The following is a 14,151-nucleotide window of genomic DNA, read 5'->3' as shown; positions in this document are numbered from 1 at the left end:
GGAACCGGGCAACCGGCCCCGTCGTGGGCGTTGTATTGGCATGCAGCCGCTAGCTTTCCGCCTTGGCGGCTTCTTCCGTTTCTTCTTCTTTTTCTTCTTCAGGTTCCTCGGCTCCCCGGCGTTTTTTACCGAACACCTTGGCCACGATAATGGACACCTCGTACAGGATGAGCAGGGGGCCCGCCATCAACAATTGCGAGAAGATGTCGGGCGGAGTAAGAATGGCCGCCACAATAAACGCTCCCAAAATGGAGTAGCGGCGAGCTTTGCGCATCATGTCTGCCGTGAGGATGCCTATGCGGCTGAGAATGAGAGCGAAAAGGGGCATTTCGAACACCAATCCGAAGGCCAGCAGCAGTTTGATGGAGAAACTCAGATATTCATCCAGCTTCAGCATGGCCTGAATGTGCTCGTTATTGAAACTCATGAAGAATTCGAATGCGGCAGGGAAGACGATGAAATAGCCGAACGATGCCCCGCCGATGAAGAAAATGGCAGAAAAGAGTGCCACGGGAATGATGTATTTCCGTTCTTCATCATACAGGCCGGGCGCGATGAAAGCCCATATCTGATAGAATATGTACGGGCTGGCCAGGAATATCCCTGCCAGAGCAGCCACCTTCAGATAGGTGAGGAAGGCTTCATGGGGTGCCGTGAAGATGAAGCTGCTCGCTTCCGGCATGTAGTCCACCATGGGAGCCACAAGATAACCGAAAAGGCGCTCGGCAAAACCGTAGCAGGCCAGACATCCGGCTATTGCTGCAAAGGCTATGTACTTCAGCCTTTTGCGCAATTCGTCCAGATGCTGGATGAGGGTCATGGGGGATTCTTCCTCCTCCTCCTCTTCCTCTTCTTCTTCTTCTTCTTCTTCTTCTTCGTCGTCGTCATCATCCTCAGAGGAGGCGGTCAGGGAAGGATCGTCCGACGCTCCGGTCTCCGGGTCCTGTTCAAAAGGGAAAGGCGGCGGAGGGTGGGGAACGGATTCCGAATCCGCCGGGCCGGAATCGTCAACTGACTCGCCAGCAGGTTCGCCTGCGGGCATGTCAACAGACGCATTCGGCCCGGCGTTGGAATCATCTTCTGTGCCGCCAGACGGGGTAACGGAATTACCGGAAACCGCACCGGTCGTGTCCGAAACGGCGTCTCCGGGCGTGATTTCAGACGCTCCGGAAGAAATGCCGGAATCCTCTCCGGGGGTATCCGCAGAAGCGTCCTGTTCTTCCCGCCCGTCGTCAAGCGGGGTCTTGGGGGTATCGCTCATGCCTTATCCCCGGTGGCATTGTTTGCGGCAGCATCGGTTGCGGCGGCAACGGGGTCCTTGCCTGTACCGTCAGTATCGACGGGTTCGGTTCCCGCCTTCTGTTCAGGCTCAGGCGCAACGGCAAGGTCACCCGTCACTTTTTTTTCCGTCTTGGCTTCAGCCGTTTTGGCGGCGGCTTTTTTCTTCTTTTTGGGTTTGGGCTTCGTCTCTTCCGTGTCCTCGTCACCATACAGGCGCTTGGCGGCTTCCTTCTTACGCTTTTCGTGTTCCTCCATGTCTACTTCCAGATTTATGGTTCGCTGGAAGTCCGTGGAAACACGGCGGAATTCCGCCAGCCCCTTGCCCATGGAGCGGGCAATCTTGGGCAGACTCTTCGGACCGAGAACGATAAGGGCCACAACAAGAATGACCAGTATTTCAGTAGTGCCGATTCCGAACATGCAGTTTCGCCTGAGGTGATGAGGTTTACACTATTCCCATTCAATGGTGCTCGGGGGCTTGGACGAAATGTCGTAGACCACCCGGTTCACACCCTTAACTTCATTGATAATGCGGCTGGAGATGCGCTCCAGAATCTCGGAGGGCATGCGCACCCAGTCCGCCGTCATGGCGTCCACGCTGTCCACAATGCGCAGGGCGATAACGTGCTCATAGGTGCGCCCGTCGCCCATAACGCCCACGGTCTTAAGGGGCAGCAGAACGGCAAATCCCTGCCACACTTTGCGATACCAGCCGGAAGCAGTCAACTCGTTCTGCACGATCTTGTCCGCTTTTCTGAGGATTTCCAGCCGCTCGGCCGTAATTTCGCCGATGATGCGGATGGCAAGCCCCGGACCGGGGAAGGGATGGCGCCATACAATGGAATCGGGCATGCCCAGTTCCATGGCCACCTTGCGCACCTCGTCCTTGAAAAGCTCGCGCAGGGGTTCGATGAGCTTGAGCTTCATCTTCTCCGGCAGCCCGCCCACGTTGTGGTGGCTCTTGATGACGGCGGAGGGGCCCTTGTGCGAGATGGATTCGATCACGTCCGGGTAGAGCGTGCCCTGTGCGAGATAGGCCACATTTTCAATGCGGTGTGCTTCTTCATCAAATATCTCGATGAACTCGTAACCGATGATCTTGCGTTTCTTTTCGGGGTCGTCCACGCCTGCCAGCTTGGAGAGGAACCGTTCGCTGGCGTCCACAACTGTGAGGTTAAGGTCGAAGTGCTCACGCAGATAGCTGGAAACCTCTTCCACTTCCTGCGCGCGCATAAGGCCGTTATCCACAAAGATGCAGTGCAGGCGGTGGCCTATGGCCTTATTCAGCAGCACGGCGACCACGGTGGAGTCTATGCCGCCGGAAAGCCCGCAGACCACATTGCCTTCCGGTCCCACGGCTTCGCGCACATCGCGGATAACGCTTTCGATGAATCCGGACATGGTCCAGTCCGGCTTGATTTTGGCGATTTTGAACAGGAAGTTGTTGATCATCTGCGTGCCGTCCACGGAGTGGTGCACCTCCGGGTGGAACTGGAGCGCATAGATGTTTCTGGATTCGTCCGCCATAGCGGCGATATCCAGCGTTTCCGTGCGGCCCACAACGTCAAACCCGGCCGGGGCTGCCTTCACCTTGTCGCCGTGCGACATCCAGACGCGGGAGGCATCTTCCTGCGCAATGCCTTCAAACAGGGGGCAGGACTTCAGAATCTGCAGGTCGGCAGGGCCGTATTCACGGGTTTCCGAGCTTGCCAAGGCGCCGCCCATGTTGTGCGCCAGCAACTGCATGCCGTAGCATATGCCCAGCACGGGCACGCCCAGTTGCAGAAAACCCATGTCCAGCGCGGGGGCATCTGCATCGCCCACGCTGGCGGGACCGCCGGAAAGAATGACGGCAGAGGGGCGCATGGCCTTCACTTCCTGCGCCGTGACGATGCAGGGGTGGATTTCAGAATACACGCCTGCTTCACGCACGCGCCGCGCGATAAGCTGCGTGAACTGCGAACCGTAGTCTATAATGATGACTTTGCTGATGGATTCCATGGATATCCTTTGCGGGAAGACGAGTCCCTAGTTTTCCATTTTGTAGTTGGGGGCTTCCTTGGTGATGATAACGTCGTGCACGTGCGATTCGCGCAGGCCGGCGGGCGAAATTTCCACAAGGCGGGCCTTGCGGGTCAGATCGCTTATGGTAGCCGCACCCACATAGCCCATGCCCGAGCGCAGGCCGCCGATGAGCTGGTGGATGGTGTCCGACACGGGGCCCTTGTAGGGAACGCGGCCCACAATGCCTTCGGGCACCAGCTTCTTGCTTTTTTCCTGGAAGTAGCGGTCGGAGCTGCCTGCCTTCATGGCGTCTATGGAGCCCATGCCGCGGTAGTTCTTGTAACGACGGCCCTGATAGAGCACGGTTTCACCCGGCGATTCATCCGTTCCGGCGAAAATGGAACCTATCATCACCGTGCTTGCGCCCACGGCTATGGCCTTGACAATATCGCCGGAGTACTTGATGCCGCCGTCTGCGATGATGGTGCGGTCCACTTCCAGCGCAGCCTTGTAGGCTTCCTGCACGGCAGATATCTGCGGCACGCCCACACCGGCCACAATGCGCGTGGTGCAGATGGAACCGGGTCCTATGCCCACCTTCACGGTATCTGCGCCCGCCTTGAACAGGGCCTTGGCTCCGTCATAGGTGGCAATGTTGCCTGCCACCACCTGTGCGGCGGGAAAGCTGCCCCGGATCATGGCAACGGCGTCCAGAATGTTTTTGGAGTGGCCGTGGGCAGAATCCAGCACCAGTGCGTCCGCACCGGCTCTGAGCAGCGCTTCGGCGCGCATTTCGCAATCCTTGCCCACCCCCAGAGCGGCGGCAGCGCGCAGCCTGCCCTGCTCATCCTTGGTGGAATGGGGGTATTTTACCACCTTGTCTATGTCCTTCATGGTGATGAGGCCCTTGAGCGTGCGGTCAGCGTCCACCACCAGCAGTTTTTCAATGCGGTGTTCGTGCAGGTGGCGCTTGGCTTCTTCCAGCGTGGTGCCCACGGGAACGGTCACCAGATTTTTGCTGGTCATCATCTCAGAAACTTTGGTTGTCTCAGGGGATTCGATAAACCGGACATCACGGTTGGTGAGAATGCCCACAAGCTCCTTGCCGCGCAGCACGGGCAGGCCGGAAACCTTGTAAACGGACATCACTTCCAGAGCCTGCGCAATGGTGAGGTCGGGTTCAATGGTCACGGGGTCCAGAATCATGCCGGACTCGGACTTCTTCACCTTCTGCACTTCCAGGCACTGCTGTTCCAGCGGCATGTTCTTGTGGATGACGCCTATGCCGCCGTTGCGGGCCATGGCAATGGCCATTTCGGATTCCGTCACCGTATCCATGGCTGCGGAAATGAGGGGAATGTTCAGGGGGATGGAGTGTGTCAGGCGCGTACTTACGTCTACCATGTCCGGTGTGGTTTCCGAGTAACCGGGAAGCAGGAGGACGTCGTCGAACGTCAAAGCCTTGCCTATGATTTCGCTCATCGTGTGGGTCTCCCAAAGGTTTGTGTGGCTATCATTTTCAAGGCCTTACAACGAGTGGACTCGTTTTGCGGTCTTTTGCTGGCGAGTGTGGCAGACTGCCGCAGGTTTCCGGCTCATCGGGACGGCATGGGGCGCTTCGCAAACGGCGAAAAGCCCCGGAGTATGTGCGCATCCCGGCGCGGTCCGGCGGGCCGGGCAATCTTTGACAAAATTGTTAAAGTATAATTTACTACTATACGCTGTCTGTTCCGGGTGTGTCAATCTCGGCAATGGGCGCAGCAACGGGCTTAGCAACGGGCTTAGCAACGGGCTTAGCAATTGGTGCAGTAATGGGCGCAGCAGTGGGCCGGGCGACGGGCGTTGCAACGCGAGCGGCAGTGATGGCTGCAGGGCGGATGACAGCGGGTGTAATCCCCGGCGGGGCAGGCATCTTTGAGAAGCGGGTGGCAAGAGCGGTGTATGCTGCGGTTGTGCGTGCTGTGCCGTGTGCCGCAACGGTCTGTCCGGCGCGCAGGGGCATGCGGATGCAAAAGGGCGCACACGGGGCAGAGAAGGGGCGGGCCGCGCAAGGGGCCGGGAGAGCATGGCGCAAGACCTGTCCGCAGGAGAATTCGTTTCCGCAAGTGGCGGAAAAAAAGAGATGCCGTGCAGCATTCGCCACCCTACTGCACAAACGAAAAACGGGCAACATGGTTTCCATGTTGCCCGGAAGGTATCCATAGGCCGTATGCGGCTATTTGTGTTCCGTTTCCAGTTCCTGCTGGGCGCGTTGTTTCAACTCGGGCTCCGCATTGTCGTTGGCGAGCAGGGCGGAAAAATGCTCCTGCGCCTTTTCGGGCTGCTTGAGGAAGTGCTTGTAGATGATGCCAAGGTTGTACCGGGCCGAGGCATCGTCTTCTATGGCCAGAAGGGACTCAAAGGCTGCCGCAGCTTCTTCGGGCTTATCCTGATTAAACAGCACTATCCCGTGCATATACAGTATCTGCGGGTCGGAAGGGGTGGCGACCATAGCCTTCTGCAGGAAAAAGAGTGCCCGTTCCCAGTCCTTGGTGCGGATGAACAGGTCCGATATTTGCTTGAGCACGTCCGGGTTGTTGGGGTCTTCCTGCATCAGGGCCATAAGATGCGCCAGTTCTTCGGTGGATGCTCCCTGCTGAGCACCGTTTTGCGGCATCTGCGCCGGGGGCTGTTCGCGGACGACCTCGGTAATGTGCGGGTGCATGGTGCGGTAGACGAACGAGGTGACCAGAATCGCCAGCAGGCTTACGCCCAGAAGGGCGAGTACGATCATCTTGCCGCCATGTACACTGTGGGCGGTACTGTTATTCTTCACGCTGCGACTCCGTGTTGAGCAATTCCATTTGGCGGATGCGTCTGTCCAACTGTTTCTGGGTGTGTGCCAGAAGGCACAGATAGCTGCCTATGCCAAGCCATATGGCGATATTGGCCATGAGGAGCCATGAGGAACTTTCCATACGATTCTCCTGTATGATGCCCGGCGTAAATTATGCTTCTCCGTGTGCCGCAATGGTGTCCAGCCTGTCCGTGAGGGCGGCCTGCCGGGTGCGCACGGCGCACATGGCCAGCCATATCAGGCCGAAGGAAAGAACGCACAGGATGACGGTGAGTTTCATCTCCGGTTCCAGACCGCCCTCTTTGGAGGCAAACACGGCGGGGTGGATGGAACGCCACAGCCGCGCGGAAAGGAATACCAGAGGCACATCGACAAAGGCTGCAATGCCCAGCACGGCGCAGACCACAGCCCTGCGTTCGCGTGAAAGGGCCATGGATCGCAGGATAAGGTATCCCGCGTAGACAAACCACATGATCAGGGTTGTGGTGAGGCGCGGGTCCCATGTCCACCAGACGCCCCAGCTGTGCTTGCCCCAGACCATGCCCGTGGCAAGGGCAAGGCCGCTGAAAAGCACGCCCAATTCCGCTGCGGCTCCGGCAAGGTTGTCCCAGAACCAGTCGCGCTTGCGCAGGTACATGATGGAAGCCACAAATACCACGGCAAAGCTGATCAGTGCCCACCACGCCAGCGGCAGGTGGAAATAGAAAATCTTCTGCACAATGCCCATGGTCTGCTCCACAGGCGCGTAGACGAAGATGAAATACTGGCATACGGCAAAGCTCAGGCCCGCCGCCAGCGATACGGGAGCTATCCAGTTGTCGCGCATCGCGTCCTCGCAAGGGGTTTGCGGTTCTCAGAAGAAGGCTGTTGTCTGCCCGGGGCAGACGGTGTGTGGTGTATCATTCTTCCCCGCTGTAGACAAAGCCGAAAAGCAGCAGGCCCGTGCCTGCGAACAGGGCGTCAAAGGCACCGGCAAGCCCCAGCCAGTTGGCTGTGCCTTCCGGGATGTCGCCTGAAAAGGCTGCCGCACCTATACGTATGCCCGCCAGCAGCACCGGAATGAGCAGCGGAAAAAGAATGATGGAAAGCAGCGATTCGCGCGCAGCCTGCCCCTGTGACAGGGCGCCCAGCAGCGATCCCAGCAGCACTATGCCCAAATCCGTGAGCAGCAGGGCAGCAAGGCCCGTGCCCCATAGCGCGGAGACATTCTGTCCCAGAAAGACCACCGTGGCCGGAACAAAGATGGCTTGCGCGCACAGCAGCAGCCCCAGCCCGGCCAGAGCTTTGCCTATCCAGACCGACTGCACGGGCATGGGCGCGAGCAGCAGCCCGAACCGTGCGCCGTTCTGTTCTTCCAGCCCGAACAGGGTGTTGAAGATGAGCACCTGACAGAAGGCGGAGGCCAGCCAGAAGATGGCAGACGCGCCTTGCGGCTGCATGGTCTGGCCCACTTCCAGCGACAGGCTGAAGACAAAGATGAGCAGCAGCCCCAGCAGCAGGGCCTGAATAAGCCCCGTACCCCGTGCCAGCACCAGCCGCAGGTCTTTTGCGGCTATGGCCGCAGCCTGCCTCAGCATGCAGCCTCCGGCGTGTATCCTGCGGCGGGGCCGTAGTAGTCCACGCGCCTGTCGCGGATGGAGAGCACCGTGTCTGCCCGCGGCAGGTCAGAGGCCACGGAATGGCTTATCCAGACCAGACCGGCTCCGCGCTTCCGGGCAGCCTCAATTTCGTTGTGCAGTATGGTCATGGAGCGTACGTCCAGTCCGGTACCCGGTTCATCCAGCAGGATAAATGCCGGATTAAGCAGGAATACGCGGGCCAGATTCAGCCGCTGCGCCATGCCGCGAGAAAAGGTTCCCGCCCGTTCAAAGGCAAAACGCTTCAGTTCCACCCGGTCCAGGGCCTCAAGAAGGGTGGATTCCTCCACTGTCAGATTATGCAGTGAAGCCCAGAAAGACAGGTTTTCCAGTGCCGAAAGGCCGGGGTAGATGAAGGTTTGGTGCCCCACATACCCTATGCCTTCCTCGCTGACAGAACGCTCCACCGCGCCTGCGCTGGGCCGGGCAAGCCCGGCCATAATCTTCAGCAGTGTGGACTTGCCGGCCCCGTTGGGACCGGCCAGCAGCGTCACGGTGCCCTGTTCCACGCAGCAGCTTATGTCTTTGACGACCAGCCGCGTACCGTAGAACTTGGCCACCTTGTCCAGCTTACACAGCATCGGGGTCCCCGTTTTCACGCTTGCGGTACGTGGAGAGCCCAAGCAGCGGGAACAGGCACATCAGGGTGCCGCCTATCCATACCCAGTTCACCAGCGGATTCACGCTCAGCTTGAGTGTGGCCTTGTGTCCTTCGTTTGCACCGAGCAGGGTGGCATACATTTCATTGCCCAGCGAGAAGATGGTTGCAGCCTCGGAAAACGCGCTGCTGGGGAACTTGTGGTAGAGCCTGCGCTGCGGGTGCATGGGGCCCACGGCCTTTCCGTTGCGGGTTACTTCAAGGTCTGCTTCGATGAAGATGTAGGCACGGGTTTCGCCCTGATTGAGTTGCTTGTAGGTAAAGGTGTAGCTGCCCACCTGCACCGATTCGTTCAGGCCGAGCTCTATCTGCTGTTCCTGCTTGTAGGGGCCGGATATGGCCACGCCCAGTACGGTAAGTGCAAGGCCCACATGCACGCCGTAGGCCGCAATGCTGCGCATGCTGCGGCGCATGGCGGGTTCCGTGGCAAAGAGCAGGGCAATGCCCGCAAGGCATGCAATGGCCGTGGCACCGCCCGCAACGGCCATGGGCAACGTGTATCCCATGGATATCAGCACGCCCGCTGCAACGGCAGCACTGGCGAGAACGATGCCGAATCGTTTCGGGTCGCGGATTCCGCCTTTCCAGCCGAGCCACGGACAGACCATTAGCAGGGCGGATATGACCACGAACAGCGGCAGGCAGACCCGGTTGTAGAAGGCCGGTTCCAGACCAAGCGGGCTTTCGCTCCAGAACTTGGAGAACACGGGCCACATGGTAGCTACAAGGATGATGATGCCCAGGGCCAGCAGCACCCACGCCGTGAGCACCAGAAAGCCTTCGCGGCTTGCGGGTTCGGAGAGGGGGCGGGATTCCGGGTGCTTGTACTGCAGGGCCGTGAGCAGGCTTATGCCCGTGAAGAGGATGATGAAGATGAGCAGTGGGGTGCCCACGCCGCCGTCGCCGAAGGCGTGCAGCGAATCCACTACGCCGCTGCGGACCAGATAGGTGGCGAAGAAGGCTGATATGGTGGTCAGCGCCATGAGGAAGATGTTTATGCGGTGCAGTTTGTTGCGGCGGCTTTCAATGACCGATGTGTGCAGGAAGGCAGTGCCCACCAGCCAGGGAATAAGCGAGGCGTTTTCCACCGGGTCCCATGCCCAGTAACCGCCCCAGCCCAGTTCCATGTATGCCCACCAGCCGCCGAGAATGATGCCCGCGCTCAGACACAGCCACGCGATGAGCGTGAAGTTGCGGGATATGGCGGTCCATGATCCTTCCTGCTTCACGGAGCCGTTCAGCGCCTGCGCAAGGGCAAGGCAGCCGGGAATGGCAAACCCGCCGTAGCCGAGGAACAGCAGCGGAGGATGGAATATCATGCCGGGGTTCTGGAGCAGGGGGTTCAGCCCGTTGCCGTCTCTGGGGGCGGGGCTGATCATGGTGAAGGGGTTGCTCCATGAGGTGAGCAGCAGCAGCATAAAGGCCATGACACTGAGGAAAATGAGCCAGAACCAGACCTTGGTGCCTTCTGAAAGTGCCTTGTAGGCGTCGGAATAGAGGAAAAATACTCCGAAAATGGCTACGGACCATGCCCAGAAAAGCAGCGAACCGGCCTGCCCTGCCCAGAAGGCGGTCATGCGGTAGAAGGTGGAAAGGTCCAGACTGGTGTACCGCGCAACGTAGCTGTTGGAAAAATCAAAGTTGACGAGTGCCCAGAGAAGAATGAGCGAACTTACCGTCATCAGCGCGGTAACCATGAGGTGGGCTTTTTCCATCCACGGCAGCACAAGGGTGCGGCCTTGCCAGAGTTGCATCACGGCAATGGTGCCGAAGCCGATGCAGAACATAAGCGATGCGACAAGCAGAAGATACGCGAGAAGATGCATGGTTCTCCTTCAGCCGGTAAGCGGCGGGGCATTGGGTAAAGGGCGTATGATGTCGAAGGGCGCGCGGGAAGTGCGTGTCAGCCTTCCCGGTTCTCTTTCTGGTATTTGGAGGGACATTTGGTCATCAGGGTCTTGGCGGCAAAGGTCTTGCCGTCCGGGGCAAGGCCGCCTTCCACTATGACTTCCACCCCGGGTTTGAAGGTGTCCGGAACGGCTCCCTTAAAGTCTATGCGCATTTCAAGAGATTTGTTGTCCTTGTCTTCAATGAGAAAGCTGACACCGAGCCCGTTGGCGTTTTGTTCCAGCCCTTCCTGCTTGACGGTGCCGAAAAGACGCACAGACGTCAGCTTTTCCGGCGGCATGGCCATTGCCTCGGAAACATTCAGAAAGTAGACGCTGTTTTCGGAAAAACCCGAGAAAAGAAGGTAGCCTACACCGCCCAGAAAAAGAAACAGGGCGGCAAGGTATACACTTTTACTGTTCTGTTTTGCCACGTGGCCTCCTGACGGAAACGGTGTTGCCGCCCATGCGGGCAGCAGAGATTACAGTTGGCATGCTTCCATCTTAGTGAGAATAATTCCTGATTGCAAGGCATTTTGAACTGCGTTACGAGGTTCTCGTCCCGTCAAAATACCGCAATCTCTTCGCCTGCGGAGCAGGCTCGCATCAGACCCCCGTATGAGCAGCCTGTGTCGTGCTTCTGTTCTTGTCTGGCCCTTTCGGGCAGTTTTCCCGAACAGATAGCCGCCTTGCGCAACGTATAAGCGCGTACAAGGCGATGTACCCCATGGGGGCGGGCTTTCCAAGTAAAAAAAATATACACAACAGCCTGTTATTGCCTGATAACAACCCGAAATGCATTGATAATAGCGCCATGTGAAGAAAACTGCACATGGCGCCGGCCTGTGTGCTGATAGCCTATATTCCTGACCCCTTGCTCAACTGTCCCCGTTTGCGGCGGGCCAGTTGGCGCATGTCTTCCACGCGGTCGGTCTCGTCCACTATCTCCTTGCCCAGAATCTCCTCCACCACGTCTTCAAGGCTCACCACGCCGGAAACCCCGCCGTATTCGTCTAGAACCACAAACAGGTGCATGCGCGTTTCCAGAAAGTTTTCCAGCAGTTTATCGAGTGTTACGGATTCCAGAATAAACTGCACGGGGCGCATTATTTCCGAGAGCTTGGTTTCATGCCTGTCGGCAGCAAGTTCTTCAAGAATGGCGCGGCGCAGTACAATGCCCACCATGTCTTCGTTGTGTTCGTCATATACGGGGATGCGGCTGTAATGCCAGAAGTCGCCCTTTTCCTTTGCTTCACGTACGGTCAGATTTGCCGAAAGGGAGAAGGTGACCGTGCGCGGGGTCATTATGTCTTCCACACGCTTGTGGTCCAGCGAGAGAATGTTGCGGATGGCGGTTTCTTCATACGGCTTAATGGTGCCGGACCGTTGAGAAAGGCTCACAACTGCCCGTATGTCGTCTTCATTGGTGTGCGGGCCGCTTTTGCTCGGAGTAAACAGTCGCGACAAGGCTCCGCATACTACAATGATTGGTTTGAGAAGCCACACCAGTGCGTTGAGCTGTGGCGCTATGATTGGCGCAAGCGGGCGTGCGTAGGCTACTCCTATGGTCTTGGGCAGGATTTCGGAGATAACAAGCACTGCTATGGTGAAAAGTCCTGCAAAAATAGCCATGTATCTGGCACCGAACACATCGGCAAAAGCCGCTCCCGCCACGGCTGCCCCTGCCGTGTGCGCTACGGTGTTCAGTGTGAGGACGGCGGTTATCGGGTTCTCAATGTGCTTGCGAAGCTTATAAAGCAGTTCTCCTGAACGATGGCCGCTGGCGCGTAGGCGTTCTATATAGCTCCACGGGACAGAGTAAAGCACGGCTTCCGCCACGGAACAATAGGAAGAAACAAGCAGAGCTATGGTTACTGCCAGGGTCAGTTCCAACATATCGAAATGTCCTTGAGCATGGTTAGGCTGGGGTGATGTGAAACGATCGTTGCTTCTGGGTATATTCTATAGGGCGTATGCCCTGAAAAGCAACAGGATTGAGGCAGAATACCCGCAGGCAAGCGGTGCGCGCAGTTCTGCTGGACAGTCTTGCCAAAAAGCCGCGTGCATGCAACAACACGCGGCAACCGCACGAGGAGCGTTTCATGTCCCCTATCCGCAACATTCTTCTGGACCGGGATGGCACGGTCATTCACGACAAACACTATCTGAGCGACCCGGAGCAGGTGGAATTTCTGCCGGGGGCTGTGGAGGGGTTGCGTCGGCTGTCCGCAGCCGGAATGCGCCTGTTCATCCTGACCAATCAGTCCGGCATCGGGCGCGGGTATTTTTCGGAGCAGGACTTTCTGGCCTGCACCCGCAGGCTGGCTGCCATGCTGGCTGCCCATGGCATTATCGTGGAGAGAACGCTGCACTGCCCGCATGCCCCCCACGAGAAATGCCCATGCCGCAAGCCGGGGATCGGCATGTGGGATACCCTGCATAGGGAGAACAGGCTCGTGCCAGAAGAAAGCGTGATGCTGGGTGACAAGCGGGCGGATGTCGTGTTCGGTCTGAACGCGGGCCTTGCCGCGTCGGTGCTCGTGCTTACGGGCAAGGGGCGGGTCGAGGCGGAGAAGCTGGGAATATCCGGCACAGACCGCTTGTCCGAAAATGCAACCGTCCGCTGGAAAGCGTTCCCGGAATCTGAGCCATACGGGCCAGACCGGCCATACGGGCTATACGGGCCGCACTGTGTGGCTGCTGATCTGGACGCCGCCGCGGACTGGATTCTCGGAACAACGCGGGAGGCGGAGCAATGAGCGTCATCGGTGTATGGAATACGGCGTTTTTGGGAGATGCGGTGCTCACGCTGCCGCTCATCCGCACGCTGAAGGCTGCGTATCCCCATTCCGCCATTCATTTTTACGTGCGCAGGGGGTTGAAGGGGCTGTTCGAGGCGCAACCGGAGCTGGACGCCGTGTATGAATACGACAAGCGCGGGGGAGAGAACGGCCTCGGCGCTGCCGTTGCCATGGGACGCAGGCTTGCCGCCTGCAACTATTCCCTGTGGATTTCGGCCCATTCAAGTGTGCGCAGCGGCATTATTGCCCGCTGGACCAGCGCGCGCACGCGCATAGGGTACAATCGTCCTTTCATCAACAACTGGTTCTATACCCACACGGTGGACCGGAGCTTTGACAGGCTTGATGAAATCGAGCGTCTGCTGCAACTGGTGAAACCGCTGGGAATTGAGCATATGGAGCATTGGCCGGAGATGGTGCTCCCGCATGAAGCCTATGCTGCCGCTGCCACGTTCTGGCGCCAGCATGTGACCCGGCCCGTTCTGGGCGTGCATCCCGGTTCCGTGTGGGGCACAAAACGCTGGCCCGCCGCAGGCTTTGCGCAGGTTGTGCGCCGCGCGGCAGAAGCAGGGGCGCAGGTGCTGCTCTTCGGCGGTCCCGGCGAGGAAGCCATGGCCCGCGAGGTGCTCGAACTGAGCGGAGTGGGAGACGGCATGGGCGGTCCGGGCATGGTGACCGATCTTTCCGGGCAGCTTTCGCTGCCGGTTCTTGCGGCCTATCTGGGCAGGCTGAACTGCTATGTGACCAATGACTCAGGCCCCATGCACATTGCATGGGCGCAGCGCACTCCTGTCACCGCCATTTTTGGCCCTACGGTACGCGCGTTGGGCTTTTTCCCGCGCGGCAACGGCTCCACAGTGCTGGAGGCAGACGTCCCATGCCGTCCGTGCGGTCTGCACGGCCCGCAAACCTGTCCCAAGGGCCACTTCGACTGCATGAAAAACGTTACGCCGGACCGGGTGTGGGAGGACGTGCAGCCCAAGTTGTTTTCGCCGCGTCAAGACATCTGAAGTCAGATGTCTGATGGACCTTGCGGCACCATCAGAAG

At 58.6% G+C, this 14,151-nt stretch carries 14 protein-coding genes; 2 read left to right on the top strand and 12 right to left on the bottom strand.

Going from position 1 to position 14,151, the window contains the following annotated elements; all coding sequences use genetic code 11:
- Window positions 1–49: 49 nt before the first annotated feature.
- The 12 genes from tatC to HUV26_RS02255 form a co-directional block, all read right to left on the bottom strand.
- Window positions 50–820, bottom strand: a complete 771-nt coding sequence (tatC, locus tag HUV26_RS17060) for a twin-arginine translocase subunit TatC (RefSeq protein ID WP_444979610.1) — start codon at window positions 818–820, stop codon at window positions 50–52.
- A gap of 437 nt (window positions 821–1,257) precedes the next feature.
- A complete protein-coding gene (gene tatB, locus HUV26_RS02305) occupies window positions 1,258–1,701 on the bottom strand; it encodes a Sec-independent protein translocase protein TatB (protein WP_174408459.1) in 444 nt (147 codons plus the stop codon).
- A 30-nt stretch (window positions 1,702–1,731) separates the two neighbouring features.
- The gene (gene guaA, locus HUV26_RS02300; protein WP_174408458.1) at window positions 1,732–3,282 is read right to left on the bottom strand and encodes a glutamine-hydrolyzing GMP synthase; all 1,551 of its coding nucleotides are present in this window, start codon (window positions 3,280–3,282) and stop codon (window positions 1,732–1,734) included.
- Window positions 3,283–3,309: 27 nt separating this feature from the next.
- Window positions 3,310–4,767 (bottom strand): IMP dehydrogenase, encoded by a 1,458-nt coding sequence (gene guaB, locus HUV26_RS02295; RefSeq protein ID WP_174408457.1) that lies wholly within the window; start codon window positions 4,765–4,767, stop codon window positions 3,310–3,312.
- A gap of 733 nt (window positions 4,768–5,500) precedes the next feature.
- On the bottom strand, window positions 5,501–6,100 hold the full coding sequence (locus HUV26_RS02290) for a tetratricopeptide repeat protein (protein WP_174408456.1): 600 nt from the start codon (window positions 6,098–6,100) through the stop codon (window positions 5,501–5,503).
- The gene (locus HUV26_RS02285; RefSeq protein WP_174408455.1) at window positions 6,090–6,242 is read right to left on the bottom strand and encodes a CcmD family protein; all 153 of its coding nucleotides are present in this window, start codon (window positions 6,240–6,242) and stop codon (window positions 6,090–6,092) included. The genes HUV26_RS02290 and HUV26_RS02285 overlap by 11 nt, the downstream gene beginning before the upstream one ends.
- Window positions 6,243–6,272: 30 nt before the next feature.
- Window positions 6,273–6,947, bottom strand: a complete 675-nt coding sequence (locus tag HUV26_RS02280; RefSeq protein ID WP_174408454.1) for a cytochrome c biogenesis protein — start codon at window positions 6,945–6,947, stop codon at window positions 6,273–6,275.
- Window positions 6,948–7,020: 73 nt separating this feature from the next.
- Window positions 7,021–7,698, bottom strand: a complete 678-nt coding sequence (locus HUV26_RS02275; protein WP_174408453.1) for a heme exporter protein CcmB — start codon at window positions 7,696–7,698, stop codon at window positions 7,021–7,023.
- Window positions 7,692–8,339, bottom strand: a complete 648-nt coding sequence (locus HUV26_RS02270) for an ABC transporter ATP-binding protein (RefSeq protein ID WP_174408452.1) — start codon at window positions 8,337–8,339, stop codon at window positions 7,692–7,694. Before HUV26_RS02270 ends, HUV26_RS02275 begins: the two co-directional genes overlap by 7 nt.
- Window positions 8,329–10,242 (bottom strand): heme lyase CcmF/NrfE family subunit, encoded by a 1,914-nt coding sequence (locus HUV26_RS02265; RefSeq protein ID WP_174408451.1) that lies wholly within the window; start codon window positions 10,240–10,242, stop codon window positions 8,329–8,331. The genes HUV26_RS02270 and HUV26_RS02265 overlap by 11 nt, the downstream gene beginning before the upstream one ends.
- A 77-nt stretch (window positions 10,243–10,319) precedes the next feature.
- Window positions 10,320–10,736, bottom strand: coding sequence for a cytochrome c maturation protein CcmE (locus HUV26_RS02260; RefSeq protein ID WP_174408450.1), 417 nt, complete (start codon window positions 10,734–10,736; stop codon window positions 10,320–10,322).
- Between the two features lie 424 nt (window positions 10,737–11,160).
- Entirely contained in the window at window positions 11,161–12,198 is a 1,038-nt protein-coding gene (locus tag HUV26_RS02255; RefSeq protein WP_174408449.1) for a CNNM domain-containing protein, read from the bottom strand.
- Between the two features lie 206 nt (window positions 12,199–12,404).
- Between HUV26_RS02255 and HUV26_RS02250 the strand changes: the two genes are divergently transcribed.
- Together HUV26_RS02250 and HUV26_RS02245 are read left to right on the top strand one after the other, a co-directional pair.
- Window positions 12,405–13,061, top strand: coding sequence for a D-glycero-alpha-D-manno-heptose-1,7-bisphosphate 7-phosphatase (locus HUV26_RS02250; protein ID WP_174408448.1), 657 nt, complete (start codon window positions 12,405–12,407; stop codon window positions 13,059–13,061).
- Entirely contained in the window at window positions 13,058–14,113 is a 1,056-nt protein-coding gene (locus tag HUV26_RS02245; RefSeq protein WP_174408447.1) for a glycosyltransferase family 9 protein, read from the top strand. Before HUV26_RS02250 ends, HUV26_RS02245 begins: the two co-directional genes overlap by 4 nt.
- Window positions 14,114–14,151 lie beyond the last annotated feature (38 nt).

It is taken from the genome of Desulfovibrio psychrotolerans, from assembly GCF_013340305.1.
GTDB lineage: Bacteria > Desulfobacterota > Desulfovibrionia > Desulfovibrionales > Desulfovibrionaceae > Halodesulfovibrio > Halodesulfovibrio psychrotolerans.
This window is presented reverse-complemented; position numbering and strand designations above follow the sequence as displayed.